Origin of the sequence: Hafnia alvei (assembly GCF_900095695.1) — a bacterium.
GTDB lineage: Bacteria > Pseudomonadota > Gammaproteobacteria > Enterobacterales > Enterobacteriaceae > Hafnia > Hafnia alvei_B.
Genome location: NZ_FMIQ01000057.1, coordinates 191,230 through 213,784 on the forward strand (window position 1 = coordinate 191,230; position 22,555 = coordinate 213,784).

Annotated in this window: 38 protein-coding genes; 36 read left to right on the forward strand and 2 right to left on the reverse strand. The window is 48.7% G+C overall.

The features are described from left to right. Nucleotides 1-112: 112 nt before the first annotated feature. The 4 genes from kefG (at nucleotide 113) to slyD (ending at nucleotide 3,402) form a co-directional block, all read left to right on the forward strand. Nucleotides 113-667 carry a glutathione-regulated potassium-efflux system ancillary protein KefG gene (gene kefG, locus BN1044_RS15455; RefSeq protein WP_072309455.1) on the forward strand — a complete coding sequence of 185 codons (555 nt, stop codon included), beginning with the start codon at nucleotides 113-115 and terminating at the stop codon, nucleotides 665-667. Further along, nucleotides 664-2,478 (forward strand): glutathione-regulated potassium-efflux system protein KefB, encoded by a 1,815-nt coding sequence (gene kefB / locus BN1044_RS15460; protein WP_072309456.1) that lies wholly within the window; start codon nucleotides 664-666, stop codon nucleotides 2,476-2,478. The genes kefG and kefB overlap by 4 nt, the downstream gene beginning before the upstream one ends. 25 nt (nucleotides 2,479-2,503) lie before the next feature. Continuing rightward, a complete protein-coding gene (locus BN1044_RS15465; RefSeq protein ID WP_072309457.1) occupies nucleotides 2,504-2,698 on the forward strand; it encodes a YheV family putative zinc ribbon protein in 195 nt (64 codons plus the stop codon). Nucleotides 2,699-2,805: 107 nt separating this feature from the next. Further along, nucleotides 2,806-3,402, forward strand: a complete 597-nt coding sequence (gene slyD, locus BN1044_RS15470) for a peptidylprolyl isomerase (RefSeq protein ID WP_072309458.1) — start codon at nucleotides 2,806-2,808, stop codon at nucleotides 3,400-3,402. Nucleotides 3,403-3,467: 65 nt separating this feature from the next. Here slyD and BN1044_RS15475 read toward each other — a convergent pair whose 3' ends face one another. Then, nucleotides 3,468-3,701 (reverse strand): SlyX family protein, encoded by a 234-nt coding sequence (locus BN1044_RS15475; RefSeq protein WP_025799204.1) that lies wholly within the window; start codon nucleotides 3,699-3,701, stop codon nucleotides 3,468-3,470. Nucleotides 3,702-3,973: 272 nt separating this feature from the next. Between BN1044_RS15475 and fkpA the strand changes: the two genes are divergently transcribed. The 11 genes from fkpA to bfr all read left to right on the forward strand — a co-directional run bounded on the left by fkpA (nucleotide 3,974) and on the right by bfr (nucleotide 12,257). Beyond that, nucleotides 3,974-4,792 (forward strand): FKBP-type peptidyl-prolyl cis-trans isomerase, encoded by an 819-nt coding sequence (gene fkpA / locus BN1044_RS15480; RefSeq protein WP_072309459.1) that lies wholly within the window; start codon nucleotides 3,974-3,976, stop codon nucleotides 4,790-4,792. Nucleotides 4,793-4,999: 207 nt separating this feature from the next. Further along, nucleotides 5,000-5,722, forward strand: coding sequence for a helix-turn-helix transcriptional regulator (locus BN1044_RS15485; protein WP_008815470.1), 723 nt, complete (start codon nucleotides 5,000-5,002; stop codon nucleotides 5,720-5,722). Beyond that, nucleotides 5,722-6,111, forward strand: coding sequence for a sulfurtransferase complex subunit TusD (gene tusD / locus BN1044_RS15490; RefSeq protein ID WP_072309460.1), 390 nt, complete (start codon nucleotides 5,722-5,724; stop codon nucleotides 6,109-6,111). The genes BN1044_RS15485 and tusD overlap by 1 nt, the downstream gene beginning before the upstream one ends. A gap of 9 nt (nucleotides 6,112-6,120) precedes the next feature. Further along, nucleotides 6,121-6,480: a sulfurtransferase complex subunit TusC gene (gene tusC / locus BN1044_RS15495; RefSeq protein ID WP_072309461.1), complete on the forward strand. Its 360-nt coding sequence runs from the start codon at nucleotides 6,121-6,123 to the stop codon at nucleotides 6,478-6,480. A gap of 18 nt (nucleotides 6,481-6,498) precedes the next feature. Continuing rightward, nucleotides 6,499-6,786 (forward strand): sulfurtransferase complex subunit TusB, encoded by a 288-nt coding sequence (gene tusB, locus BN1044_RS15500; RefSeq protein WP_072309462.1) that lies wholly within the window; start codon nucleotides 6,499-6,501, stop codon nucleotides 6,784-6,786. A gap of 142 nt (nucleotides 6,787-6,928) precedes the next feature. Further along, entirely contained in the window at nucleotides 6,929-7,303 is a 375-nt protein-coding gene (rpsL, locus tag BN1044_RS15505; RefSeq protein ID WP_002212323.1) for a 30S ribosomal protein S12, read from the forward strand. Between the two features lie 96 nt (nucleotides 7,304-7,399). Continuing rightward, nucleotides 7,400-7,870 carry a 30S ribosomal protein S7 gene (gene rpsG, locus BN1044_RS15510; protein ID WP_017803037.1) on the forward strand — a complete coding sequence of 157 codons (471 nt, stop codon included), beginning with the start codon at nucleotides 7,400-7,402 and terminating at the stop codon, nucleotides 7,868-7,870. A gap of 93 nt (nucleotides 7,871-7,963) precedes the next feature. Further along, nucleotides 7,964-10,078, forward strand: a complete 2,115-nt coding sequence (gene fusA, locus BN1044_RS15515; protein WP_072309463.1) for an elongation factor G — start codon at nucleotides 7,964-7,966, stop codon at nucleotides 10,076-10,078. A 70-nt stretch (nucleotides 10,079-10,148) separates the two neighbouring features. Continuing rightward, nucleotides 10,149-11,333 carry an elongation factor Tu gene (gene tuf, locus BN1044_RS15520; RefSeq protein ID WP_038502512.1) on the forward strand — a complete coding sequence of 395 codons (1,185 nt, stop codon included), beginning with the start codon at nucleotides 10,149-10,151 and terminating at the stop codon, nucleotides 11,331-11,333. Nucleotides 11,334-11,510: 177 nt separating this feature from the next. Beyond that, entirely contained in the window at nucleotides 11,511-11,708 is a 198-nt protein-coding gene (bfd, locus tag BN1044_RS15525; protein WP_071892163.1) for a bacterioferritin-associated ferredoxin, read from the forward strand. Between the two features lie 72 nt (nucleotides 11,709-11,780). Then, a complete protein-coding gene (gene bfr / locus BN1044_RS15530) occupies nucleotides 11,781-12,257 on the forward strand; it encodes a bacterioferritin (protein WP_072309464.1) in 477 nt (158 codons plus the stop codon). Here bfr and BN1044_RS15535 read toward each other — a convergent pair. Further along, complete coding sequence (locus tag BN1044_RS15535) at nucleotides 12,231-12,971, reverse strand: prepilin peptidase (protein WP_072309465.1); 741 nt, start codon at nucleotides 12,969-12,971, stop codon at nucleotides 12,231-12,233. The two genes, bfr and BN1044_RS15535, sit on opposite strands and share 27 nt — an antisense overlap. A gap of 410 nt (nucleotides 12,972-13,381) precedes the next feature. Between BN1044_RS15535 and rpsJ the strand changes: the two genes are divergently transcribed. From rpsJ to rplO, 21 genes are all read left to right on the forward strand, one after another. Further along, nucleotides 13,382-13,693 carry a 30S ribosomal protein S10 gene (gene rpsJ / locus BN1044_RS15540; RefSeq protein ID WP_001181005.1) on the forward strand — a complete coding sequence of 104 codons (312 nt, stop codon included), beginning with the start codon at nucleotides 13,382-13,384 and terminating at the stop codon, nucleotides 13,691-13,693. 32 nt (nucleotides 13,694-13,725) lie between these two features. Continuing rightward, a complete protein-coding gene (rplC, locus tag BN1044_RS15545) occupies nucleotides 13,726-14,355 on the forward strand; it encodes a 50S ribosomal protein L3 (protein WP_025802672.1) in 630 nt (209 codons plus the stop codon). A gap of 10 nt (nucleotides 14,356-14,365) precedes the next feature. Continuing rightward, nucleotides 14,366-14,971, forward strand: a complete 606-nt coding sequence (gene rplD, locus BN1044_RS15550; RefSeq protein WP_004846606.1) for a 50S ribosomal protein L4 — start codon at nucleotides 14,366-14,368, stop codon at nucleotides 14,969-14,971. After that, a complete protein-coding gene (rplW, locus tag BN1044_RS15555; RefSeq protein ID WP_004846604.1) occupies nucleotides 14,968-15,270 on the forward strand; it encodes a 50S ribosomal protein L23 in 303 nt (100 codons plus the stop codon). The genes rplD and rplW overlap by 4 nt, the downstream gene beginning before the upstream one ends. Nucleotides 15,271-15,289: 19 nt before the next feature. After that, a complete protein-coding gene (gene rplB / locus BN1044_RS15560; RefSeq protein ID WP_025802669.1) occupies nucleotides 15,290-16,114 on the forward strand; it encodes a 50S ribosomal protein L2 in 825 nt (274 codons plus the stop codon). A 14-nt stretch (nucleotides 16,115-16,128) separates the two neighbouring features. Further along, nucleotides 16,129-16,407, forward strand: coding sequence for a 30S ribosomal protein S19 (gene rpsS, locus BN1044_RS15565; protein WP_004846600.1), 279 nt, complete (start codon nucleotides 16,129-16,131; stop codon nucleotides 16,405-16,407). A gap of 14 nt (nucleotides 16,408-16,421) precedes the next feature. Next, a complete protein-coding gene (rplV, locus tag BN1044_RS15570) occupies nucleotides 16,422-16,754 on the forward strand; it encodes a 50S ribosomal protein L22 (RefSeq protein ID WP_004391423.1) in 333 nt (110 codons plus the stop codon). A gap of 17 nt (nucleotides 16,755-16,771) precedes the next feature. Further along, entirely contained in the window at nucleotides 16,772-17,473 is a 702-nt protein-coding gene (rpsC, locus tag BN1044_RS15575) for a 30S ribosomal protein S3 (RefSeq protein WP_004846598.1), read from the forward strand. 13 nt (nucleotides 17,474-17,486) lie between these two features. Continuing rightward, a complete protein-coding gene (gene rplP / locus BN1044_RS15580; RefSeq protein WP_002438716.1) occupies nucleotides 17,487-17,897 on the forward strand; it encodes a 50S ribosomal protein L16 in 411 nt (136 codons plus the stop codon). Continuing rightward, nucleotides 17,897-18,088 carry a 50S ribosomal protein L29 gene (rpmC, locus tag BN1044_RS15585; RefSeq protein WP_004846592.1) on the forward strand — a complete coding sequence of 64 codons (192 nt, stop codon included), beginning with the start codon at nucleotides 17,897-17,899 and terminating at the stop codon, nucleotides 18,086-18,088. The genes rplP and rpmC overlap by 1 nt, the downstream gene beginning before the upstream one ends. Continuing rightward, the gene (gene rpsQ, locus BN1044_RS15590; protein WP_004846590.1) at nucleotides 18,088-18,342 is read left to right on the forward strand and encodes a 30S ribosomal protein S17; all 255 of its coding nucleotides are present in this window, start codon (nucleotides 18,088-18,090) and stop codon (nucleotides 18,340-18,342) included. Before rpmC ends, rpsQ begins: the two co-directional genes overlap by 1 nt. 164 nt (nucleotides 18,343-18,506) lie before the next feature. After that, nucleotides 18,507-18,878, forward strand: a complete 372-nt coding sequence (gene rplN / locus BN1044_RS15595) for a 50S ribosomal protein L14 (RefSeq protein ID WP_000613954.1) — start codon at nucleotides 18,507-18,509, stop codon at nucleotides 18,876-18,878. Between the two features lie 10 nt (nucleotides 18,879-18,888). Next, nucleotides 18,889-19,203: a 50S ribosomal protein L24 gene (gene rplX / locus BN1044_RS15600; RefSeq protein WP_004846586.1), complete on the forward strand. Its 315-nt coding sequence runs from the start codon at nucleotides 18,889-18,891 to the stop codon at nucleotides 19,201-19,203. Nucleotides 19,204-19,217: 14 nt separating this feature from the next. After that, nucleotides 19,218-19,757 carry a 50S ribosomal protein L5 gene (gene rplE / locus BN1044_RS15605; RefSeq protein WP_004846583.1) on the forward strand — a complete coding sequence of 180 codons (540 nt, stop codon included), beginning with the start codon at nucleotides 19,218-19,220 and terminating at the stop codon, nucleotides 19,755-19,757. Nucleotides 19,758-19,770: 13 nt separating this feature from the next. Next, complete coding sequence (gene rpsN / locus BN1044_RS15610; RefSeq protein WP_004846582.1) at nucleotides 19,771-20,076, forward strand: 30S ribosomal protein S14; 306 nt, start codon at nucleotides 19,771-19,773, stop codon at nucleotides 20,074-20,076. Nucleotides 20,077-20,109: 33 nt separating this feature from the next. Next, nucleotides 20,110-20,502 carry a 30S ribosomal protein S8 gene (gene rpsH / locus BN1044_RS15615; RefSeq protein WP_025802663.1) on the forward strand — a complete coding sequence of 131 codons (393 nt, stop codon included), beginning with the start codon at nucleotides 20,110-20,112 and terminating at the stop codon, nucleotides 20,500-20,502. Nucleotides 20,503-20,515: 13 nt separating this feature from the next. After that, nucleotides 20,516-21,049 carry a 50S ribosomal protein L6 gene (gene rplF / locus BN1044_RS15620; RefSeq protein ID WP_025802661.1) on the forward strand — a complete coding sequence of 178 codons (534 nt, stop codon included), beginning with the start codon at nucleotides 20,516-20,518 and terminating at the stop codon, nucleotides 21,047-21,049. 9 nt (nucleotides 21,050-21,058) lie between these two features. Continuing rightward, nucleotides 21,059-21,412, forward strand: a complete 354-nt coding sequence (rplR, locus tag BN1044_RS15625) for a 50S ribosomal protein L18 (protein WP_004846572.1) — start codon at nucleotides 21,059-21,061, stop codon at nucleotides 21,410-21,412. A 14-nt stretch (nucleotides 21,413-21,426) separates the two neighbouring features. After that, nucleotides 21,427-21,927, forward strand: a complete 501-nt coding sequence (gene rpsE, locus BN1044_RS15630) for a 30S ribosomal protein S5 (RefSeq protein WP_004846569.1) — start codon at nucleotides 21,427-21,429, stop codon at nucleotides 21,925-21,927. Between the two features lie 6 nt (nucleotides 21,928-21,933). Next, nucleotides 21,934-22,113, forward strand: coding sequence for a 50S ribosomal protein L30 (gene rpmD / locus BN1044_RS15635; RefSeq protein ID WP_004846568.1), 180 nt, complete (start codon nucleotides 21,934-21,936; stop codon nucleotides 22,111-22,113). Nucleotides 22,114-22,116: 3 nt separating this feature from the next. Continuing rightward, nucleotides 22,117-22,551, forward strand: a complete 435-nt coding sequence (gene rplO, locus BN1044_RS15640; RefSeq protein ID WP_004846562.1) for a 50S ribosomal protein L15 — start codon at nucleotides 22,117-22,119, stop codon at nucleotides 22,549-22,551. Nucleotides 22,552-22,555: the final 4 nt, after the last annotated feature.

Genomic DNA, 22,555 nt, shown 5'->3' on the forward strand with positions numbered 1-22,555 from the left:
TTTTGCGTGAACAATAATAAGTTTTCAGAACACGCATACTATTAATTTTAATCTTAGCGCTGCATGGTAGCTGAAATGCTCACCGATGACGACGCTTTGGGGAGGGGAATAGATGTCGCAGCCACCGAAAGTATTGCTGCTGTATGCCCATCCGGAATCACAGGACTCGGTTGCAAACCGAGTTTTACTGCAGCCGGCACAGCAGTTGGAACATGTCACTGTGCACGATCTCTACGCGCACTATCCTGATTTTTTTATTGATATTCATCATGAGCAGAAACTGCTGCGTGAACATCAAATCATTGTTTTTCAACACCCCCTTTATACCTATAGCTGTCCCGCCTTGTTGAAAGAGTGGCTGGATCGCGTGTTGTCGCGCGGTTTTGCCAGCGGCGTTGGTGGTAATGCTCTGCGGGGAAAATATTGGCGCAGCGTCGTCACAACCGGTGAGCCTGAAGGTGCTTATCAAATGGGCGGCTACAACCGTTACACTATGGATGAAGTTTTGCGTCCATTTGAGCTCACGGCAGCCATGTGCCATATGCATTGGATGACGCCGATGGTGGTCTACTGGGCTCGCCGACTCAAGCCTGACGTTTTGCAAACGCATGCCAAGGCCTACGGGCAATGGCTGGAATCACCTTTGGCTGGAGGCGGCAGTTTATGACCGAAGAAGGCTCACTCTTACCAGCGATACTGCTGTTCTTATTTGCAGCCGTCGTGGCAGTGCCGATTGCGCGGCGGATTGGTATTGGTACCGTGCTTGGCTTTTTGATAGCGGGTATCGCGATTGGTCCGTGGGGGTTAGGGTTCATTCGTGACGTGGATGAGATCCTGCATTTTTCGGAGCTGGGTGTTGTATTCCTGCTTTTTATCATTGGATTAGAGCTTAATCCTAGCAAGCTGTGGTCGCTTCGACGCTCCATTTTTGGAGTCGGAGCAGGGCAGGTTTTGCTTACCGCTGCCATTCTTAGTGGTTTATTGCTGTTAACCGATTTTTCATGGCAGGCTGCAGTTATTGGCGGAATTGGGTTGGCGATGTCTTCCACCGCGATGGCTTTGCAGACGATGCGAGAGAAGGGCATGAACCGCAACGAAGGCGGTCAGCTCGGCTTCTCGGTATTGCTGTTTCAAGATATGGCCGTTATTCCTGCGCTGGCGTTAATTCCTGTTTTAGTTGGCTCCAGCAACAAAGATACTGATTGGACATTTATTGCCATCAAAGTGGGTGCTTTGTTGGGCATGCTGATTGGTGGGCGTTTCTTACTGCGGCCCATTTTCCGCTATATCGCAGCAACTGGCGTGCGTGAGATTTTCACCGCCGCCGCATTGTTAGTGGTGCTTGGCTCAGCCATGTTCATGGATGCATTGGGCGTTTCGATGGCGATGGGGACGTTTATCGCGGGCGTACTCCTGGCCGAGAGTGAGTTTCAGCATGAGCTAGAAATTGCGATTGAACCGTTTAAGGGCCTACTGCTGGGGCTGTTTTTCATCTCCGTAGGTATGGCGCTGAATTTGGGCATTCTATACACCCATTTGCCAGAGGTATTGGCTGGCGTCGCTATCTTAGTCGCGGTAAAAGGCGGTGTGTTATACCTGCTCGCTCGCATTGCCGGAATTCGCCGTTCGGTGCGTATGCAGTTTGCCGCGGTGCTGAGTCAAGGAGGGGAGTTTGCCTTTGTGCTGTTCTCTGCGGCCAGTACGCAAAAACTATTGCAGGGCGATCAAATGGCGCTGCTGCTGGTGATTGTTACGCTTTCAATGGTGACTACGCCGCTGTTAATGCAGCTGGTCGATCGTATTTTGGAGAAACGCTACAACCCGCCGGACGAGGACGAGGAAGCTCCGTTTGTAGAGGATGACGATCCTCAGGTGATTATCGTTGGCTTCGGGCGTTTTGGTCAGGTTATTGGGCGCCTGCTGATGGCCAACAAAATGCGGATCACGGTTTTGGAACGTGATGTGAGTGCTGTCAGTATGATGCGTCGTTATGGGTATAAAGTTTATTACGGTGATGCCACCGAGCTTGAACTGCTGCGCGCAGCTGGGGCAGAAAAGGCGGAGGCGATTGTTGTGACCTGTAATGAGCCAGAAGATACCCTCGCCGTGGTGCATTTGTGCCAGCAGCATTTCCCACATTTAAAAATTCTGGCGCGTGCGCGTGGCCGCGTTGAGGCGCATGAATTGTTGATGGCTGGTGTGAATCAATTTAGCCGTGAAACGTTTTCTAGTGCGCTGGAGCTAGGCCGCAAGGCGTTGATGGAACTGGGTATGCATCCTCATCAGGCGCATCGGGCACAGCAGCATTTCCGTCGTTTGGATATGCGCATGCTGCGTGAGTTGATGCCCCATCATCAGGGCGACGTGACGCAGATTTCGCGTGTCAAAGAGGCTAGGCGCGAGCTGGAGGACATTTTCCAGCGTGAGATGCAGCATGAGCGGCGGCAGATGAATGACTGGGACGAAGAAGACCTGTGAAAAGGTCTACGAATAAGGTAACAAAATGAAAAAGAGATTTATTGCAGGAGCAACCTGCCCCGTCTGTAAGGCGCAGGATACGTTGGTGGTGTGGCGAGAGAATAATATTGAGCATGCTGAATGTGTTAAGTGTGGACATCAGCTCAGCCAGCCAGAGGCGGATGTCAGCGACCATGTACAGCATAACAACCAAATGATCGGTATTTTTAAGCCAGAATAACCGGCAAGGGTGGCGTTTCAGCGAGGGATTTTTTATCCTTGTGGGTACAGTGGCGCAAAATTCCGCTACAATCTGCGCCAATTTAGTTTCCAACGCTAGGAGATATCATGAAAGTAGCAAAAGACCTGGTGGTCAGCTTGGCCTATCAGGTACGTACAGAAGACGGTGTTTTAGTTGATGAATCTCCGGTGAGTGCACCGTTGGATTATCTGCACGGACATGGCTCCCTGATTTCTGGGCTGGAAACAGCTCTGGAAGGCCACGCTGAAGGCGATAGCTTTGACGTTCACGTGGGCGCCAATGACGCTTACGGCAACTACGATGAAAATCTGGTTCAGCGCGTTCCTAAAGACGTTTTCATGGGCGTTGACGAACTGCAGGTTGGCATGCGTTTCTTGGCTGAAACCGATCAGGGTCCAGTCCCAGTAGAAATTACCGAAGTTGACGACGACCATGTTGTTGTTGATGGTAACCACATGCTGGCTGGCCAGAACCTGAACTTCCACGTTGAAGTTATCGCAATCCGTGAAGCAACAGCTGAAGAGCTGGAGCATGGTCACGTACACGGCGAGCACGATCATCACCACGAACACGGCGAAGGCTGCTGTGGTGGTCATGGCCACGAACACGGTCACGACCATGGTGAAGAAGGCGGATGCTGTGGTGGTAATGGCAAAGGCAACGGTGGTTGCGGCTGTCATTAATTCTGTGATTGATAAGCAGAATGAAAAAAGCGGCCTTGGCCGCTTTTTTGTTGTTGCATCATCGCTCAATAGTGGGGAGGCGGCGTTTCTTCTGATGGGTGAGCCATCATCGACGGCTGAGCTGCTTTAAGCTTATCCACCAGTAAATGCATTTGTTCGCGGTATTTATTCATTTCTAGCTGAAGGGCAATAACCGTTTGGTTGAGCTCCTCAATCGTTATTTCCTGAAAAGCCAGTCGGCTTTCGAGCATTTCAAATCGAGATTCAAGCTCTTCGCGATCCCAAGCCGATGGTTGCATAATCTTTCCTCTGAAAACGGTGTAGTTTCTGTTCACAATTTCATAGGTGAAATTTCACCTCATAATCGCTATTTTACCCATAAAGCAGGCGAATTGCGCGTTACGCTTGTTGATTGGCTAAGCGAGTGAAACTTTTTGAGCATGTTGTAGTCTGAATTTATCAGACTGGCACGCTTAGTGATTGTTTTATGCGTCAACAGACCGCTATAGTAGCCAACTACATTTAGCTCATCGTTATTTAAGGTAATTTGCCTTAAAGTTTGGAGAAATGGATGAAATCTTTTTTTAAAGTTACTGTGCTGGCAACCACAATGGCTCTGGCTCTGAATGCATCAGCGTTCGCCGCTGACGCAGCTAAAGCTGCAGATGCTGCGCCGACAGCAACTAACAGCAAATTCAAGAATGACGATCAGCAGGCAGCATACGCATTAGGTGCTTCTCTGGGACGTTATATGGAAAACTCCCTGAAAGAGCAGGAAAAACTGGGTATCAAGTTGGATAAAGACCAGCTGATTTCCGGCGTTCAAGATGCTTTCGCAGGTAAAAGCAAGCTGACCGACCAAGAAATCGAAGGCACTCTGCAGGGCTTTGAAGCACGCGTAAAAGCATCTGCACAGGCTAAGATGGAACAAGATGCAAAAGCTAACGCAGATGCGGGTAAAAAATTCCGTGATGCGTTCGCTAAAGAGAAAAATGTTAAAACCACCAAAACCGGCCTGATGTATCAAGTTGATAAAGAAGGTACCGGTGCTGAGCCAAAAGACAGCGATACCGTAGTGGTTAACTACAAAGGTACGCTGACCGATGGTACTGAGTTTGATAACTCATACAGCCGTGGTGAGCCATTGTCTTTCCGTCTTGATGGTGTTATCCCTGGCTGGACCGAAGGCCTGAAACACATCAAAAAAGGCGGCAAAATCAAGCTGGTCATCCCACCAGAATTGGCATATGGCAAAACTGGCGTCCCAGGCATCCCTGCAAACTCTACGCTGGTATTTGATGTAGAACTGCTGGATGTTAAAGCTGCACCAAAAGCTGACGCGAAAGTTGAAGCTCCAGCAAAAGCTGACGCAGCGAAAGCAGGCAAGTAATTAACTTGAATGTTTAAAAAAAGCCGTGGAATATTCCACGGCTTTTTTGTTTTTTATCGTTGGAAGGTAAAAAAAAATTTTACCCCGCTGGCCTCAAGGATTTTAATAGGGCAGCTTTGCTAAACTTTATTTGCTAACTAGCACGTTTTCTTGAATCTGCATCCATCGACGGATGCGTAGCTAAATCCTCCGTGGGGGTTGTCTTCAATGTCCAATACGCTTATGCCTGGTGACACCAGTGAGCTCGATTTACTGGATGAGCGTCCGTTCAGCCAGACCGATCATGAAATTTTGAAATCATATGAAGCCGTTGTTGATGGTCTTGCTATGCTCATTGGTTCTCATTGCGAAATCGTTTTGCATTCGCTTGAGGACTTGAAATGTTCAGCGGTACGCATTGCTAACGGCGAGCATACGGGGCGAAAGATTGGTTCGCCGATTACCGATTTAGCCCTGCGCATGCTGCACGATATGGCCGGTGAAGATAGCAGCGTGTCAAAAGCGTACTTCACACGTGCAAAAAGCGGCGTGTTGATGAAGTCCGTCACGATTGCTATTCGTAACAAAGAGCAGCGTGTCATTGGTTTGCTATGTATCAACATGAATCTCGATGTGCCTTTCTCACAGATCATGGAGACCTTCATCCCTAAGGCTTCGCAAGACGTTGCTTCATCAGTGAACTTTGCCTCTTCCGTAGACGACTTAGTGGCGCAGACGTTGGAGTTTACGATCGAAGAAGTGAATGCCGACCGTTCGGTATCGAACAATGCGAAGAATCGCCAAATTGTGCTGAATCTGCATGAAAAGGGCATTTTTGATATTAAAGACGCTATTAATCAGGTTGCCGATCGGCTGAATATCTCTAAGCACACGGTGTATCTGTATATTCGCCAATTCAAAAGTGGCGATCTGCAGGGCAGCGATCGCTAATGCTGAGCTACTCCTTGTTTGTGACAGGCCCTGCTTATGGCACGCAGGCGGCGAGTAGCGCCTACCAATTTGCTCAGGCACTGGTGGCCAGCGAACATCAATTGGTTAGCGTATTCTTCTACCGAGAGGGCGTGAGCAATGCTAATCAGCTGACATCCCCGGCGAGTGATGAATTCGATCTTGTTCGTGCGTGGCAGAAATTAGCGCGGGAGCATGGTGTAGTGCTAAATGTGTGTGTCGCGGCAGCGCTGCGCCGCGGCGTAGTTTCAAAAGACGAAGCCTTACAGCTAGGCTTGCCTGCTGCCAATTTGCAGGATGGTTTTGTCTTAAGTGGGCTAGGCTCACTGGCTGAAGCTGCACTGACCTGCGATCGCATCATGCAATTCTAAGGGGATGGGATGAAACGTTTAGCTTTTATTTTTACTCAGCCTCCGCATACATCAAGCGCTGGGCGTGAAGGGCTGGATGCATTATTAGCTGCTTCTGCCTTCAGCGAGGATATTCAGGTGTTTTTTGTTGGGGATGGCGTTTTTCAACTTTTGCCCAATCAAAAACCGGCTGAAATTCTTTGTCGAGACTATGTTTCAACTTTTGGCGTGATGCCGCTTTACGATATTGAAGACGTCTATATCTGTTCTGAGTCGCTGCATGAAAGAGGTTTACATGACAATGAACAGTGGATTATCGACGTTCAACTGCGAACTGCGGCACAGATTCGACAAAACCTTGAACAACGCGATGTTGTGCTAACCTTTTAGGCTTTGGTGATACTTTACATGTTACATACGCTGACAAAGTCTCCAACCTCAGCAGATCTGACAACTCTTTGTGCTATTGTGGGCAATAATGACGCTATCGTGCTTCTGCAGGATGGTGTTCTGTGTGGGCTAGCAAATACCCATGCCCTTGAAAAACTCATTTCTGCCTCCACATCCCTATATGCGCTGAATGTCGATGTTATTGCTCGAGGTTTGAGTGCTCGAATTTCATCCAATATCGTGTTGTTAGACTATAATCAGTTCGTTGAACTGAGTGCCAAACACCCTCAGCAAGTATCTTGGTGAGAATGCGATCTTGTATATTTCTTGACACCTATACTGGGCAGCCATAAAATTCTGCGTCCTCATATTTTGCCCATGGCTTTATGGGGAGATTTATCACACTTGTTTACGAAGCAAAAAACGAAGCAAATACCAGGAGCTATTAATGGCAACAATTAATCAGCTGGTACGCAAACCACGCTCCATGAAGGTTGCTAAAAGCAACGTTCCTGCGCTGGAAGCTTGCCCGCAGAAACGTGGCGTATGTACTCGCGTATATACCACCACTCCTAAAAAACCAAACTCCGCACTGCGTAAAGTTTGCCGTGTGCGTTTGACTAACGGTTTTGAAGTTACCTCCTACATCGGCGGTGAAGGTCATAACCTGCAGGAACACAGCGTGATCCTGATCCGTGGCGGTCGTGTAAAAGACTTGCCAGGTGTTCGTTACCACACCGTTCGTGGTGCGCTTGACTGCTCCGGCGTTAAAGACCGTAAGCAATCACGTTCCAAATACGGCGTGAAGAAGCCAAAGGCTTAATGGTTCTCCGTTAAGTAAGGCCAAACGTTTTAACTTTAATGTCAAACTCGAACTATAGAGTTTTGGACAACCCTGAATTAACAACGGAGTATTTCCATGCCACGTCGTCGCGTCATTGGTCAGCGTAAAATTCTGCCGGATCCTAAGTTCGGATCAGAACTGCTGGCTAAATTTGTAAACATCCTGATGGTAGATGGTAAAAAATCTACCGCAGAAGCAATCGTATATACCGCGCTGGAGACCCTGGCTCAGCGTTCTGGTAAAAACGAACTGGAAGCTTTTGAAGTAGCCCTGGACAACGTCCGCCCAACCGTCGAAGTTAAATCCCGTCGCGTTGGTGGTTCTACTTATCAGGTACCAGTAGAAGTCCGTCCGGTTCGTCGTAATGCTCTGGCAATGCGTTGGATCGTTGAAGCTGCTCGTAAACGCGGTGATAAATCCATGGCTTTGCGCCTGGCGAACGAACTTTCTGATGCTGCAGAAAACAAAGGTACTGCAGTTAAGAAACGTGAAGACGTTCACCGTATGGCCGAAGCCAACAAGGCGTTCGCTCACTATCGTTGGTAATCCCTTCATAGTGTTAGTCACCAAGCGGGCGCTTCAAGCAAGCCGCCCGCTATGGGTAACTTAACTTGAACGTCCTAGGAATAGAGGAATCAAATGGCTCGTACAACACCCATTGCCCGCTACCGTAATATCGGTATCAGCGCACACATCGACGCCGGTAAGACTACTACTACCGAACGTATCCTTTTCTACACCGGTGTAAACCATAAAATCGGTGAAGTTCATGACGGCGCTGCCACCATGGACTGGATGGAACAGGAACAAGAACGTGGTATCACCATCACTTCCGCTGCAACTACTGCGTTCTGGTCAGGTATGGCTAAGCAGTATGAACCGCATCGCGTAAACATCATCGACACCCCAGGGCACGTTGACTTCACCATCGAAGTTGAACGTTCAATGCGTGTTCTTGACGGTGCGGTAATGGTTTACTGCGCGGTTGGTGGTGTTCAGCCACAGTCTGAAACCGTATGGCGTCAGGCTAACAAATACAAAGTTCCACGCATTGCGTTCGTTAACAAAATGGACCGCATGGGTGCTAACTTCCTGAAAGTTGTAGGCCAGATTAAATCCCGTCTGGGCGCGAACGCTGTTCCGCTTCAGTTGGCAATTGGCGCTGAAGAAGGTTTCACCGGTGTTGTTGACCTGGTGAAAATGAAAGCGATCAACTGGAACGATGCCGATCAGGGCGTGACCTTCGAATACGAAGAAATCCCTGCTGATATGGTTGAGCTGGCTGCCGAGTGGCACCAGAATCTGGTTGAATCTGCAGCAGAAGCTTCTGAAGAGCTGATGGATAAATACTTGGGCGGCGAAGAGCTGACCGAGGAAGAAATCAAAACTGCCCTGCGTTCACGCGTACTGCGTAACGAGATTATTCTTGTTACTTGTGGTTCTGCATTTAAGAACAAAGGTGTTCAGGCGATGCTGGATGCGGTAATTGATTACCTGCCATCACCGACTGACGTACCTGCAATCAACGGTATGCTGGACGACGGTAAAGATACTCCGGCTGAGCGTCACGCGAGCGATGAAGAGCCATTTGCTGCTCTGGCGTTCAAAATTGCTACCGACCCGTTTGTTGGTAACCTGACGTTCTTCCGCGTGTACTCTGGTGTTGTTAACTCAGGTGATACCGTCTTTAACCCGGTAAAATCGGCACGTGAGCGTTTTGGTCGTATCGTTCAGATGCACGCTAACAAGCGTGAAGAGATCAAAGAAGTTCGCGCAGGCGACATTGCTGCGGCAATCGGCCTGAAAGACGTGACTACTGGTGACACCATTTGTGATCCGGATAACGTGATCATTCTGGAGCGTATGGAATTCCCTGAACCGGTAATCTCCATCGCAGTAGAACCGAAAACCAAAGCTGACCAAGAAAAAATGGGTCTGGCTCTGGGCCGTCTGGCTAAAGAAGACCCATCATTCCGCGTATGGACTGATGAAGAATCTAACCAGACCATCATCGCAGGTATGGGTGAGCTGCACCTCGACATCATCGTTGACCGCATGAAGCGTGAATTCAACGTTGAAGCGAACGTCGGTAAACCTCAGGTTGCTTATCGTGAAGCGATTCGCACGAAAGTTACTGATATCGAAGGTAAACACGCCAAGCAGTCTGGTGGTCGTGGTCAGTATGGTCATGTTGTTATCGACATGTACCCACTGGAGCCGGGCTCAAATCCGAAAGGTTACGAGTTCATCAACGACATCAAAGGTGGTGTAATTCCTGGCGAATACATCCCTGCCGTTGATAAAGGTATCCAGGAGCAGCTGAAATCTGGTCCACTGGCTGGTTATCCGGTAGTTGACCTCGGCGTGCGTCTGCACTTCGGTTCTTACCATGACGTTGACTCCTCTGAGCTGGCGTTTAAACTGGCCGCTTCTCTCGCCTTCAAAGATGGCTTTAAGAAAGCGAAACCAGTTCTGCTTGAACCTATCATGAAGGTTGAAGTTGAAACTCCAGAAGAGAACACTGGTGACGTTATCGGTGACCTTAGCCGTCGTCGTGGCCAGCTGAAAGGTCAGGAATCTAACGCTACTGGCGTTCAGATTCACGCTGAAGTGCCGTTGTCTGAAATGTTCGGATACGCAACTCAGCTGCGTTCTCTGACCAAAGGTCGTGCATCTTACTCCATGGAATTCCTGAAGTATGATGATGCGCCGAACAACGTTGCTCAGGCCGTTATTGAAGCTCGTGGCAAATAAGCTACTAGTTTAAAACATTGATCCCGTGCTCTCTCTATGAAGGGAGAGCACAAGAGTAAGGAATAAAGCCGTGTCTAAAGAAAAATTTGAACGTACAAAACCGCACGTTAACGTTGGTACAATCGGCCACGTTGACCACGGTAAAACTACCCTGACTGCTGCAATCACTACCGTTCTGGCTAAAACCTACGGTGGTTCTGCACGTGCATTCGACCAGATCGATAACGCGCCAGAAGAAAAAGCACGTGGTATCACCATCAACACTTCTCACGTTGAATATGACACCCCGTCACGTCACTACGCGCACGTTGACTGCCCAGGGCATGCTGACTACGTTAAAAACATGATCACCGGTGCTGCGCAGATGGACGGCGCTATCCTGGTTGTTGCTGCGACTGACGGCCCTATGCCTCAGACTCGTGAGCACATCCTGCTGGGTCGTCAGGTTGGCGTTCCTTTCATCATCGTATTCCTGAACAAATGCGACATGGTTGATGATGAAGAGCTGCTGGAACTGGTAGAAATGGAAGTTCGTGAACTTCTGTCTCAGTACGACTTCCCAGGCGATGATACTCCAATCATCCGTGGTTCTGCTCTGAAAGCGCTAGAAGGCGAAGCTGAGTGGGAAGCTAAGATCGTAGAACTGGCTGAAACTCTGGATTCTTACATCCCAGAACCAGAACGTGCTATCGACAAGCCATTCCTGCTGCCAATCGAAGACGTATTCTCTATCTCTGGCCGTGGTACTGTTGTTACCGGTCGTGTAGAGCGCGGTATCGTTAAAGTTGGTGAAGAAGTTGAGATCGTTGGTATCAAAGATACCGTTAAATCAACTTGTACCGGCGTTGAAATGTTCCGTAAACTGCTGGACGAAGGTCGTGCAGGCGAGAACGTTGGTGTTCTGCTGCGTGGTATCAAGCGTGAAGACATCGAACGTGGTCAGGTTCTGGCTAAACCAGGTTCTATCAAACCACACACCAAGTTCGAATCAGAAGTTTATATTCTGAGCAAAGACGAAGGCGGCCGTCATACTCCGTTCTTCAAAGGCTACCGTCCACAGTTTTACTTCCGTACAACTGACGTGACCGGTACCATCGAACTGCCAGAAGGCGTGGAAATGGTAATGCCAGGCGATAACATCAAAATGATCGTTACCCTGATCCACCCAATCGCAATGGACGATGGTCTGCGTTTCGCAATCCGCGAAGGCGGCCGTACCGTTGGTGCTGGTGTTGTTGCTAAGGTAATGAGCTAATATTTAGCTTCTGAACTGAATGCAATAAAAGGGCGCTTAGGCGCCCTTTTTTATTACAAGAAAAACATGTGTTGATTCAAGTTAGTACATATTATAAGCAAGAAAATAAGACGCTTTTATTGAAATGATAACGTTTATTATTTAGACTATTATTATCAAATAAAGAAAGAGTAGAATATGTACGTTTGCTTATGTAATGGGATTTCGGACAAAACGATACGTCATGCAATCCGCAAATATCAGCCGAGCTCTCTTCATCATTTACGCAAAATAGTTCCATTCGGATCTGAATGCGGCAAATGTATTCGTCAGGCTCGAGAGATTTTCGATGAGGAAACCACGGTACTTCAAAGTAACTTCATAAACGTGGCATAAAAATAGGGTTATTTTTTGACTCTTCAGTCTCTGGTTCTACACTAAAAGAACTGGAAGCGGAGGGTTTTGTTTATGAAAGGCGATAAAAAGGTTATTGGCCACCTCAATAAGCTACTTGGAAATGAACTTGTAGCCATCAATCAGTATTTCCTTCATGCACGCATGTTCAAAAATTGGGGACTCACAAGGCTCAATGATATTGAGTACCACGAGTCGATCGATGAGATGAAACATGCCGATCGTTACATCGAAAGGATTCTTTTTTTAGAAGGGCTGCCAAATCTTCAAGATTTAGGGAAACTTAATATTGGAGAAGACGTAGAAGAAATGTTGAGATCCGATCTTAAGTTAGAACTCGATGGTGCAAAAAACTTACGTGAAGGCATAGCTTATGCAGACTCAGTCCATGACTATGTTAGCCGTGATCTCATGATTGAAGTCCTGTCTGACGAAGAAAAGCATATCGACTGGCTGGAAACTGAGTTGGAGCTTATCCAACGTTTGGGTATCCAAAATTACCTACTAGCTCAGGTGAAAGAAGAAGCTTAATTTCCATGATTGCAATATATCGAAAATAACCACCCAGCCGGCGATGGACAAGCAAGGACCAAAAGGTAGAGGGTGGTTCTTTTTCATTGAACAAAACTGTCTTGTAACCCACCAAATAATCCCGCCAAGCGAAGCACTTGCAGATATCAATGCCAAGTTTTCATACCCAGCCCATGCACCAAGCGCGGCTAACAGTTTGGCGTCACCTAATCCGATACCCATCTTTCCAGCCAAATGTTTAGTGATCCAGCCTAGAAGCCAAATAAAGGTATAACCCGTGATTGCACCAGCCACAGCGTGTTCTATTGGAATAGCATGAGTGCAGGCATTAAAACCAAGACCTAGCCAGAGTAGGGGTAATGTAAGTATATCTGGCAAGAGGTAATGCTGAATATCCAAAAGTGACAAGGTGATGAGAAACCAGCTAACTAGCCAAATAATAGGCAAGATTGATAGGCTGATATGAGGCCAGATAGAAATAGCCAGAAAAAATATACCATACCCGATTTGCATCATTAGGTTACCTCTGCAGATAGAAGGCAGAGGCGGAGTGTCAAAAGTGAAAGCAGCATCTGGAGAAAGAAATTGCTTAGGTATGGCACGTCTTGTGACATAAGTAGCGCAACTAGCGCAAAAGGCAAATACGACGCTTAGTTCTACACGCACTCCATTGTCTGAAATGACGCATGAATAGATATTCGCAAGCAATTCCATCTGTATCACCTCCATTCGATATGTGCATCATCATATCTAAGCGTATTGAGCAATAGAGGGTATTTAATTGGAGTTTATGTCACACTGTTGTATGAATTTTATGCAATTCAGGACCTAAACACGTACTCTTACAGCGTATATGTGATAAAAATTGCGCTACACAGTTAGGATAGGGCGGAAGGCTTTCCACTATTTTTGCGCATTTAGGTTGCTTCCTGAGCTGGTTTACGTATAATGCGCGGGCTTACCTAATCTTGGTAAGTCTGATTCTGAATCAGAGATAGTCCTAGACTATCGAACAATACTCCCGATATGGGGGTTATATGTTGAACGATTACACTCCCCCATCAATCGAAATGGGTGTGAGGAGTAATTTTTTACGTTTATAAAATAATTGGAGCTCTGGTCTCATGCAGAACCAAAGAATCCGTATCCGCCTGAAAGCGTTTGATCATCGTCTGATCGATCAATCAACCGCGGAAATCGTCGAGACTGCTAAGCGCACTGGTGCGCAAGTCCGTGGTCCGATCCCGCTGCCGACCCGCAAAGAGCGCTTTACCGTTCTGATTTCTCCGCACGTCAACAAAGACGCGCGCGATCAGTACGAAATTCGCACTCACAAGCGTCTGGTTGACATCGTTGAGCCAACCGAGAAAACCGTTGATGCTCTGATGCGTCTGGATCTGGCTGCTGGTGTAGACGTGCAGATCAGCCTGGGTTAATCAGGTCATTGAACGATTGAGAGGTTGAAACAATGATTGGTTTAGTCGGTAAAAAAGTGGGTATGACCCGCATCTTCACTGAAGATGGCGTATCTATCCCAGTAACCGTTATCGAAATCGAAGCAAACCGTGTTACTCAGGTGAAAAGCCTGGATAACGACGGCTACTGCGCTGTACAGGTAACTACGGGTGCTAAAAAAGCAAACCGTGTATCTAAGCCAGAAGCTGGTCACTTCGCTAAAGCTGGCGTAGAAGCTGGCCGCACCCTGCGCGAATTCCGTCTGAATGAAGGCGAAGAGTTCACCGTAGGTCAGAGCATTAGCGTTGAAATTTTTGCTGACGTTAAAAAAGTTGACGTTACCGGTACTTCTAAAGGTAAAGGTTTTGCTGGCACAGTTAAGCGCTGGAACTTCCGTACCCAAGATGCTACCCATGGTAACTCCTTGTCTCACCGCGTTCCGGGTTCTATCGGTCAGAACCAGACTCCGGGCAAAGTGTTCAAAGGCAAGAAAATGGCAGGCCAACTGGGTAACGAACGCGTAACCGTTCAGAGCCTGGATGTAGTACGTGTTGACGCTGAGCGCAACCTGCTGCTGGTTAAGGGTGCTGTTCCGGGTGCAACCGGTGGCGACCTGATCGTTAAACCAGCTGTTAAGGCGTGAGGAGATAGGAATGGAATTAGTATTGAAAGACGCGCAAAGCGCGCTGACTGTTTCCGAAACTACCTTCGGTCGTGATTTCAACGAAGCGCTGGTACACCAGGTTGTAGTTGCTTATGCAGCTGGTGCCCGTCAAGGTACTCGTGCTCAGAAGACCCGTGCTGAAGTAACTGGTTCAGGCAAAAAACCGTGGCGTCAGAAAGGTACTGGTCGCGCTCGTTCTGGTTCTGTTAAGAGCCCGATCTGGCGTTCCGGTGGCGTTTCATTCGCTGCGAAGCCTCAGGATCACAGTCAAAAAGTTAACAAAAAGATGTACCGCGGCGCGCTGAAAAGCATTCTGTCCGAACTGGTACGTCAAGATCGTCTGATCGTCGTCGAGAAGTTCTCTGTAGAAGCGCCTAAAACTAAGCTGCTGGCACAGAAACTGAAAGACATGGCGCTGGAAGACGTGCTGATTGTAACCGGCGAAGTCGACGAAAATCTGTTCCTGGCCGCTCGCAACCTGTACAAGGTTGATGTGCGTGACGTTACAGGTATCGACCCAGTTAGCTTGATCGCCTTCGACAAAGTGGTTATGACTGCTGACGCTGTGAAGCAAGTTGAGGAGATGCTGGCATGATCCGTGAAGAACGTCTGCTGAAAGTACTGCGCGCGCCGCACGTTTCTGAAAAAGCGTCTATGGTGATGGAAAAAACCAACACCATCGTTCTCAAAGTTGCTAAAGATGCAACTAAAGCAGAAATCAAAGCCGCAGTTAAGAAACTGTTCGAAGTTGAAGTTGATGCAGTTCACACCCTGGTAGTTAAAGGTAAAGTGAAGCGTCACGGTCAGCGTGTTGGTCGTCGTAGCGACTGGAAAAAAGCTTACGTCACCCTGAAAGAAGGCCAGAATCTGGACTTCATCGGCGGCGCAGAGTAAGTCGGAGGAGTAGCGAACAATGGCAATTGTTAAATGTAAACCGACATCTCCGGGTCGTCGCCACGTTGTTAAAGTGGTTAACCCTGAGCTGCACAAGGGCAAACCGTATGCCCCGTTGCTTGAAAAACTGAGCAAATCCGGTGGCCGTAACAACAATGGCCGCATCACCACTCGTCACATCGGTGGTGGTCACAAACAGCATTATCGTCTGGTTGACTTCAAACGCAACAAAGATGGTATTCCTGCTGTTGTTGAGCGTCTGGAATATGATCCGAACCGTTCTGCGAATATCGCACTGGTTCTGTACAAAGACGGCGAACGCCGTTATATCCTGGCGCCTAAAGGCCTGAAAGCGGGTGACCAGATTCAGTCTGGTGTTGATGCTGCTATCAAACCTGGCAACACCTTGCCGATGCGTAACATCCCGGTTGGTTCTACCGTTCATAACGTAGAAATGAAACCAGGCAAAGGTGGTCAGCTAGCTCGTTCTGCTGGCGCATACGTTCAGATCGTTGCTCGCGATGGTGCATATGTCACCCTGCGTCTGCGTTCTGGTGAAATGCGTAAAATACCATCCGACTGCCGTGCTACCTTAGGCGAAGTTGGTAACGCTGAGCATATGCTGCGCGTTCTGGGTAAAGCTGGTGCAAGCCGCTGGCGTGGTGTTCGTCCTACCGTTCGCGGTACTGCGATGAACCCAGTCGACCATCCACACGGTGGTGGTGAAGGTCGTAACTTTGGTAAGCACCCTGTTTCCCCATGGGGCCTGCAGACCAAAGGTAAGAAGACCCGCAGCAACAAGCGTACTGATAAATTCATCGTACGTCGCCGTAGTAAAAAATAATTAGAGGATAAGCCATGCCACGTTCTCTCAAGAAAGGTCCTTTCATTGACCTGCACTTGCTGAAGAAGGTAGAGAAAGCGGTGGAAAGCGGAGACAAAAAGCCTATTAAGACTTGGTCCCGTCGTTCAACGGTCTTTCCAAACATGATCGGTTTGACCATCGCTGTCCATAATGGTCGTCAGCACGTTCCAGTATTTGTAGCCGATGAAATGGTCGGTCACAAGTTAGGTGAATTCGCGCCGACTCGTACTTATCGCGGCCATGCGGCTGATAAAAAAGCTAAAAAGCGCTAAGGTAGGAGGAAGAGATGGAAACTATCGCTAAACATCGCCACGCTCGTTCTTCTGCTCAGAAGGTTCGCCTCGTTGCTGACCTGATCCGCGGTAAGAAAGTGTCGCAAGCTCTGGAAACTTTAGCCTACACCAACAAGAAAGCTGCTGGTCTGGTTAAGAAAGTACTTGAGTCTGCTATTGCTAACGCAGAACACAACGATGGCGCTGACATCGATGATCTGAAAGTGACGAAAATCTTCGTCGACGAAGGCCCAAGCATGAAGCGCATTATGCCGCGTGCTAAAGGTCGTGCAGATCGTATCCTGAAGCGCACCAGCCACATTACAGTGGTTGTGTCCGATCGCTGAGACTCTGGAGACTAGCAATGGGTCAGAAAGTACATCCTAATGGTATTCGCCTGGGTATTGTCAAACCTTGGAACTCTACTTGGTTCGCGAATACCAAAGAGTTCGCTGACAACCTGGACAGCGACTTTAAAGTTCGTCAATTCCTGACTAAGGAACTGGCGAAAGCTTCCGTTTCTCGCATCGTTATCGAGCGTCCTGCGAAGAGCATCCGTGTGACTATTCACACTGCTCGTCCAGGCATCGTTATCGGCAAGAAAGGTGAAGATGTCGAAAAACTGCGTAAGGTCGTAGCGGATATCGCTGGCGTTCCTGCGCAAATCAATATCGCCGAAGTTCGTAAACCAGAACTGGACGCAAAATTGGTTGCTGATAGCATCACTTCACAGCTGGAACGTCGTGTTATGTTCCGTCGTGCTATGAAGCGTGCTGTACAGAACGCAATGCGTCTGGGCGCTAAAGGTATTAAAGTTGAAGTAAGCGGCCGCCTTGGCGGTGCTGAAATCGCGCGTACCGAATGGTACCGTGAAGGTCGTGTTCCGTTGCATACTCTGCGTGCGGATATCGATTACAACACCTCTGAAGCGCACACCACTTATGGTGTAATCGGCGTTAAGGTATGGATCTTCAAAGGTGAGATCCTGGGTGGTATGGCTGCAGTTGAACAACCGGAAAAACCGGCTGCTCAACCTAAAAAGCAGCAGCGTAAAGGCCGCAAGTAAGGAGAGTCGCTGAATGTTACAACCAAAGCGTACAAAATTCCGTAAGGTGCACAAAGGCCGCAACCGTGGTCTGGCGCAAGGTACGGATGTTAGCTTCGGCACTTTCGGTCTGAAAGCTGTTGGCCGTGGCCGTCTGACTGCTCGTCAAATCGAAGCAGCTCGTCGTGCGATGACTCGTGCAGTTAAGCGTCAGGGTAAAATCTGGATCCGTGTGTTCCCAGACAAGCCGATCACTGAAAAGCCGCTTGAAGTTCGTATGGGTAAAGGTAAAGGTAACGTAGAGTATTGGGTTGCCTTGATCCAGCCGGGTAAAGTCCTGTACGAAATGGACGGCGTGCCTGAAGAGCTGGCCCGTGAGGCCTTCAAGCTGGCAGCAGCGAAACTGCCTATCAAAACCACCTTTGTAACTAAGACGGTGATGTAATGAAAGCACAAGAGCTGCGTGAGAAAAGTGTTGAAGAGCTGAACACTGAACTGCTGAGCCTGCTGCGTGAGCAATTTAACCTGCGCATGCAAGCGGCAAGCGGTCAGCTGCAACAATCTCACCTGTTGAAGCAAGTGCGTCGTGATGTCGCACGCGTTAAGACTTTACTGACTGAGAAGGCGGGTGCGTAATGACTGATCAAATCCGTACTCTGCAAGGTCGAGTAGTTAGTGACAAAATGGAGAAATCCGTTGTTGTTACGATCGAGCGTATGGTGAAGCACCCAATGTATGGTAAATTCATCAAACGTACGACCAAGCTGCACGTACACGACGAGAACAATGAATGTGGTATCGGTGACGTGGTAGAAATCCGCGAATGCCGTCCACTGTCTAAGACTAAGTCTTGGACACTTGTTCGCGTTGTAGAGAAAGCCGTTCTGTAATACAGTACGCATCTCGAGTACTATAAACGGCTCAAAAACTGAGCCGTTTATTTTTTCTACCCATATTCTGGAAGCGGTGTTATAATGCTGCGCCCTCAATTGTGGGGATTTCAAACGACCCATTCTGGGTCCAAAGTTGTAGTTGACATTAGCGGAGCACTAACATGATCCAAGAACAGACTATGCTGAACGTGGCCGACAACTCCGGTGCACGTCGCGTAATGTGTATCAAGGTTCTAGGTGGCTCGCACCGTCGCTACGCAGGCGTCGGCGACATCATCAAGATCACCATCAAGGAAGCAATTCCTCGTGGCAAGGTCAAGAAAGGCGATGTGCTGAAGGCGGTAGTGGTGCGCACCAAGAAGGGTGTTCGTCGCCCGGACGGTTCTGTCATTCGCTTCGATGGCAATGCTTGTGTTATTTTAAACAATAACTCTGAGCAGCCTATCGGTACGCGTATTTTTGGGCCGGTAACTCGTGAACTGCGTAATGAAAAGTTCATGAAAATTATCTCTCTGGCACCAGAAGTACTCTAAGGAGCGAACCATGGCAGCGAAAATCCGTCGTGATGACGAAGTTATCGTGCTAACCGGTAAAGATAAAGGTAAGCGCGGTAAAGTAAAAAATGTCCTGTCTTCTGGCAAGGTCATCGTTGAAGGAATTAACCTGGTTAAGAAACATCAGAAGCCGGTTCCGGCCCTGAACCAACCAGGTGGCATTGTTGAAAAAGAAGCTGCTATTCAGGTTTCTAACATTGCTCTCTTCAATGCGGCAACCGGTAAGGCTGACCGTGTAGGCTTTAGATTCGAAGACGGCAAAAAAGTCCGTTTCTTCAAATCTAACAGCGAAACTATCAAGTAATTTGGAGTAGTACGATGGCGAAACTGCATGATTACTACAAAGACGAAGTAGTCAAGCAACTCATGTCTGAGTTCGGCTACAATTCTGTCATGCAAGTCCCACGGGTCGAGAAGATTACCCTGAATATGGGTGTTGGTGAAGCGATCGCTGATAAGAAACTGCTGGATAATGCAGCAGCTGACTTAGCAGCAATCTCCGGTCAAAAGCCGTTGATCACTAAAGCACGCAAATCAGTTGCAGGCTTCAAAATCCGCCAGGGCTATCCGATCGGCTGTAAAGTAACTCTGCGTGGCGAACGCATGTGGGAGTTCTTTGAGCGTCTGATTTCCATTGCTGTACCTCGTATCCGTGACTTCCGTGGCTTGTCTGCTAAGTCATTCGATGGTCGTGGTAACTACAGCATGGGCGTGCGTGAACAGATCATCTTCCCGGAAATCGATTATGATAAAGTCGATCGCGTTCGTGGTTTGGATATTACCATTACCACTACTGCGAAATCCGATGATGAAGGCCGTGCGCTGCTGACTGCTTTCAACTTCCCGTTCCGCAAGTAAGGTAGGGTTACTAATGGCTAAGCAATCCATGAAAGCACGCGAAGTCAAGCGCGTGAAATTAGCTGATAAGTTCTTTGCCAAACGCGTTGAACTGAAAGCGATCATCTCTAACGTGAACGCTTCTGACGAAGATCGTTGGGATGCTGTTCTTAAGCTGCAGACTCTGCCGCGTGATTCCAGCCCGTCCCGTCAGCGTAACCGCTGCCGTCAAACTGGCCGTCCGCACGCTTTCCTGCGTAAGTTCGGGTTGAGCCGTATTAAGGTCCGTGAAGCCGCTATGCGCGGTGAAATCCCGGGTCTGAAAAAGGCTAGCTGGTAATTGTCACCAATTGAATCACGGGAGTAAAGACAGATGAGCATGCAAGATCCGATCGCGGATATGCTGACCCGTATCCGTAACGGTCAAGCCGCGAACAAAGTTGCGGTCACCATGCCTTCCTCCAAGCTGAAAGTGGCAATTGCCAACGTGCTGAAGGAAGAAGGTTTTATTGAAGATTTCAAAATCGAAGGCGACACCAAGCCTGTACTGGAATTAGTACTTAAGTACTTCCAGGGCAAGGCAGTGGTAGAAAGCATTCAACGTATCAGCCGTCCAGGTCTGCGCATCTATAAGAAAAAAGATGAGCTGCCAAAAGTTATGGCCGGTTTGGGTATCGCTGTTATTTCTACCTCTAAAGGTGTTATGACTGATCGTGCAGCTCGCCAGGCTGGTCTTGGTGGCGAGATTCTCTGCTACGTAGCTTAATCGGGAGGAAAGAATGTCTCGTGTTGCAAAAGCACCCGTCGTCATTCCTGCCGGCGTAGAGGTCAAACTCAACGGTCAGGTAATTTCGATTAAGGGTAAAAACGGCGAGCTGACTCGTACAGTCCACGACGCCGTTGAAGTTAAGCATGCTGATAACGCACTGACTTTCGCACCACGCGAAGGTTTTGCAAATGCGTGGGCCCAAGCGGGTACCACTCGTGCGCTGCTTAACGCAATGGTTGTTGGTGTTACCGATGGCTTCACTAAGAAGCTTCAGTTGGTAGGTGTCGGTTACCGTGCAGCAGTCAAGGGCAACTCTGTGAATTTAGCTTTAGGCTTTTCTCACCCAGTTGAACATGCTCTGCCAGCAGGTATTACTGCTGAATGCCCGTCCCAGACTGAAATCGTGCTGAAAGGCGCTGATAAGCAGTTAATCGGACAAGTGGCAGCAGATCTGCGCGCTTACCGTCGTCCTGAGCCTTATAAAGGCAAGGGTGTCCGTTACGCCGACGAAGTCGTGCGTACCAAAGAGGCTAAGAAGAAGTAAGGTAACACTATGGATAAGAAATCTGCTCGTATCCGTCGTGCGACCCGCGCACGCCGCAAGCTCAAAGAGCTGGGTGCAACTCGCCTGGTGGTACATCGTACCCCGCGTCATATTTACGCACAGGTAATTGCTCCGAATGGTTCTGAAGTTCTGGTCGCTGCTTCTACTGTAGAAAAAGCAATCAGTGAACAACTGAAATATACTGGGAACAAAGATGCTGCAATCGCTGTAGGTAAAACTATTGCTGAGCGCGCGTTGGAGAAGGGCATCAAAGGCGTATCTTTTGACCGCTCTGGTTTCCAATATCATGGTCGTGTCCAGGCACTGGCAGATGCTGCCCGTGAAGCTGGCCTTCAGTTCTAAGGTAGAGGTGTAAGATGGCTCACATCGAAAAACAAGCTGGCGAACTGCAGGAAAAGCTGATCGCGGTAAATCGCGTATCTAAAACTGTAAAAGGTGGCCGTATTTTTAGCTTCACCGCACTAACTGTAGTGGGTGATGGCAATGGTCGCGTAGGTTTTGGTTACGGTAAAGCGCGTGAAGTTCCAGCAGCGATCCAGAAAGCGATGGAAAAAGCCCGTCGCAACATGATGAATGTCGCGCTGAACAGCGGCACCCTGCAGCACCCTGTTAAAGGTGCTCACACGGGTTCTCGTGTGTTCATGCAGCCGGCTTCCGAAGGTACCGGTATTATTGCCGGTGGTGCAATGCGCGCCGTTCTGGAAGTCGCTGGGGTTCACAACGTTCTAGCTAAGGCCTATGGTTCCACCAACCCAATTAATGTGGTTCGTGCAACTATCGATGGTCTGGCTAGCATGAAGTCCCCAGAAATGGTCGCTGCCAAGCGTGGTAAATCCGTTGAAGAAATTCTGGGGTAATTGACCATGGCAAAGACTATTAAAATAACTCAAACCCGCAGTGCAATCGGTCGTCTGCCGAAACACAAGGCAACGCTGCTTGGCCTGGGTCTGCGTCGTATTGGCCACACCGTAGAGCGCGAGGATACTCCTGCTGTACGTGGTATGGTCAACGCGGTTTCCTACATGGTTAAAGTTGAGGAGTAAGAGATGCGTTTAAATACTCTGTCTCCGGCCGAAGGGTCCAAGCACGCTTCCAAGCGTCTGGGTCGTGGTATCGGTTCTGGCCTGGGTAAAACCGGCGGTCGTGGTCACAAAGGTCAGAAGTCTCGTTCTGGCGGTGGCGTACGTCGTGGTTTCGAAGGTGGTCAGATGCCTCTGTACCGTCGTCTGCCGAAATTCGGCTTTACTTCTCGTAAAGCAATGATCACTGCAGAAGTTCGTCTGTCAGAGATCGCTTTAGTTGAAGGCGATGTTATCGACCTGAACACTCTGAAAGCCGCTAACGTAGTTGGCCCACAGATTGAATTCGCGAAAGTTATGCTTTCTGGTGAAATCAATCGTGCTGTGACTTTGCGTGGCCTTCGTGTCACCAAAGGCGCTCGTGCTGCTATCGAAGCTGCTGGCGGTAAAATTGAGGAATAAGTAG

What these genes read in the sequence shown, in the direction of transcription:
- kefG (WP_072309455.1), top strand. Translation starts at nt 113, where the DNA reads ATGTCGCAGCCACCGAAAGTATTGCTGCTGTATGCCCATCCGGAATCA.
- kefB (WP_072309456.1), top strand. Translation starts at nt 664, where the DNA reads ATGACCGAAGAAGGCTCACTCTTACCAGCGATACTGCTGTTCTTATTT.
- BN1044_RS15465 (WP_072309457.1), top strand. Translation starts at nt 2,504, where the DNA reads ATGAAAAAGAGATTTATTGCAGGAGCAACCTGCCCCGTCTGTAAGGCG.
- slyD (WP_072309458.1), top strand. Translation starts at nt 2,806, where the DNA reads ATGAAAGTAGCAAAAGACCTGGTGGTCAGCTTGGCCTATCAGGTACGT.
- BN1044_RS15475 (WP_025799204.1), bottom strand. Translation starts at nt 3,701, where the DNA reads ATGCAACCATCGGCTTGGGATCGCGAAGAGCTTGAATCTCGATTTGAA.
- fkpA (WP_072309459.1), top strand. Translation starts at nt 3,974, where the DNA reads ATGAAATCTTTTTTTAAAGTTACTGTGCTGGCAACCACAATGGCTCTG.
- BN1044_RS15485 (WP_008815470.1), top strand. Translation starts at nt 5,000, where the DNA reads ATGTCCAATACGCTTATGCCTGGTGACACCAGTGAGCTCGATTTACTG.
- tusD (WP_072309460.1), top strand. Translation starts at nt 5,722, where the DNA reads ATGCTGAGCTACTCCTTGTTTGTGACAGGCCCTGCTTATGGCACGCAG.
- tusC (WP_072309461.1), top strand. Translation starts at nt 6,121, where the DNA reads ATGAAACGTTTAGCTTTTATTTTTACTCAGCCTCCGCATACATCAAGC.
- tusB (WP_072309462.1), top strand. Translation starts at nt 6,499, where the DNA reads ATGTTACATACGCTGACAAAGTCTCCAACCTCAGCAGATCTGACAACT.
- rpsL (WP_002212323.1), top strand. Translation starts at nt 6,929, where the DNA reads ATGGCAACAATTAATCAGCTGGTACGCAAACCACGCTCCATGAAGGTT.
- rpsG (WP_017803037.1), top strand. Translation starts at nt 7,400, where the DNA reads ATGCCACGTCGTCGCGTCATTGGTCAGCGTAAAATTCTGCCGGATCCT.
- fusA (WP_072309463.1), top strand. Translation starts at nt 7,964, where the DNA reads ATGGCTCGTACAACACCCATTGCCCGCTACCGTAATATCGGTATCAGC.
- bfd (WP_071892163.1), top strand. Translation starts at nt 11,511, where the DNA reads ATGTACGTTTGCTTATGTAATGGGATTTCGGACAAAACGATACGTCAT.
- bfr (WP_072309464.1), top strand. Translation starts at nt 11,781, where the DNA reads ATGAAAGGCGATAAAAAGGTTATTGGCCACCTCAATAAGCTACTTGGA.
- BN1044_RS15535 (WP_072309465.1), bottom strand. Translation starts at nt 12,971, where the DNA reads ATGGAATTGCTTGCGAATATCTATTCATGCGTCATTTCAGACAATGGA.
- rpsJ (WP_001181005.1), top strand. Translation starts at nt 13,382, where the DNA reads ATGCAGAACCAAAGAATCCGTATCCGCCTGAAAGCGTTTGATCATCGT.
- rplC (WP_025802672.1), top strand. Translation starts at nt 13,726, where the DNA reads ATGATTGGTTTAGTCGGTAAAAAAGTGGGTATGACCCGCATCTTCACT.
- rplD (WP_004846606.1), top strand. Translation starts at nt 14,366, where the DNA reads ATGGAATTAGTATTGAAAGACGCGCAAAGCGCGCTGACTGTTTCCGAA.
- rplW (WP_004846604.1), top strand. Translation starts at nt 14,968, where the DNA reads ATGATCCGTGAAGAACGTCTGCTGAAAGTACTGCGCGCGCCGCACGTT.
- rplB (WP_025802669.1), top strand. Translation starts at nt 15,290, where the DNA reads ATGGCAATTGTTAAATGTAAACCGACATCTCCGGGTCGTCGCCACGTT.
- rpsS (WP_004846600.1), top strand. Translation starts at nt 16,129, where the DNA reads ATGCCACGTTCTCTCAAGAAAGGTCCTTTCATTGACCTGCACTTGCTG.
- rplV (WP_004391423.1), top strand. Translation starts at nt 16,422, where the DNA reads ATGGAAACTATCGCTAAACATCGCCACGCTCGTTCTTCTGCTCAGAAG.
- rpsC (WP_004846598.1), top strand. Translation starts at nt 16,772, where the DNA reads ATGGGTCAGAAAGTACATCCTAATGGTATTCGCCTGGGTATTGTCAAA.
- rplP (WP_002438716.1), top strand. Translation starts at nt 17,487, where the DNA reads ATGTTACAACCAAAGCGTACAAAATTCCGTAAGGTGCACAAAGGCCGC.
- rpmC (WP_004846592.1), top strand. Translation starts at nt 17,897, where the DNA reads ATGAAAGCACAAGAGCTGCGTGAGAAAAGTGTTGAAGAGCTGAACACT.
- rpsQ (WP_004846590.1), top strand. Translation starts at nt 18,088, where the DNA reads ATGACTGATCAAATCCGTACTCTGCAAGGTCGAGTAGTTAGTGACAAA.
- rplN (WP_000613954.1), top strand. Translation starts at nt 18,507, where the DNA reads ATGATCCAAGAACAGACTATGCTGAACGTGGCCGACAACTCCGGTGCA.
- rplX (WP_004846586.1), top strand. Translation starts at nt 18,889, where the DNA reads ATGGCAGCGAAAATCCGTCGTGATGACGAAGTTATCGTGCTAACCGGT.
- rplE (WP_004846583.1), top strand. Translation starts at nt 19,218, where the DNA reads ATGGCGAAACTGCATGATTACTACAAAGACGAAGTAGTCAAGCAACTC.
- rpsN (WP_004846582.1), top strand. Translation starts at nt 19,771, where the DNA reads ATGGCTAAGCAATCCATGAAAGCACGCGAAGTCAAGCGCGTGAAATTA.
- rpsH (WP_025802663.1), top strand. Translation starts at nt 20,110, where the DNA reads ATGAGCATGCAAGATCCGATCGCGGATATGCTGACCCGTATCCGTAAC.
- rplF (WP_025802661.1), top strand. Translation starts at nt 20,516, where the DNA reads ATGTCTCGTGTTGCAAAAGCACCCGTCGTCATTCCTGCCGGCGTAGAG.
- rplR (WP_004846572.1), top strand. Translation starts at nt 21,059, where the DNA reads ATGGATAAGAAATCTGCTCGTATCCGTCGTGCGACCCGCGCACGCCGC.
- rpsE (WP_004846569.1), top strand. Translation starts at nt 21,427, where the DNA reads ATGGCTCACATCGAAAAACAAGCTGGCGAACTGCAGGAAAAGCTGATC.
- rpmD (WP_004846568.1), top strand. Translation starts at nt 21,934, where the DNA reads ATGGCAAAGACTATTAAAATAACTCAAACCCGCAGTGCAATCGGTCGT.
- rplO (WP_004846562.1), top strand. Translation starts at nt 22,117, where the DNA reads ATGCGTTTAAATACTCTGTCTCCGGCCGAAGGGTCCAAGCACGCTTCC.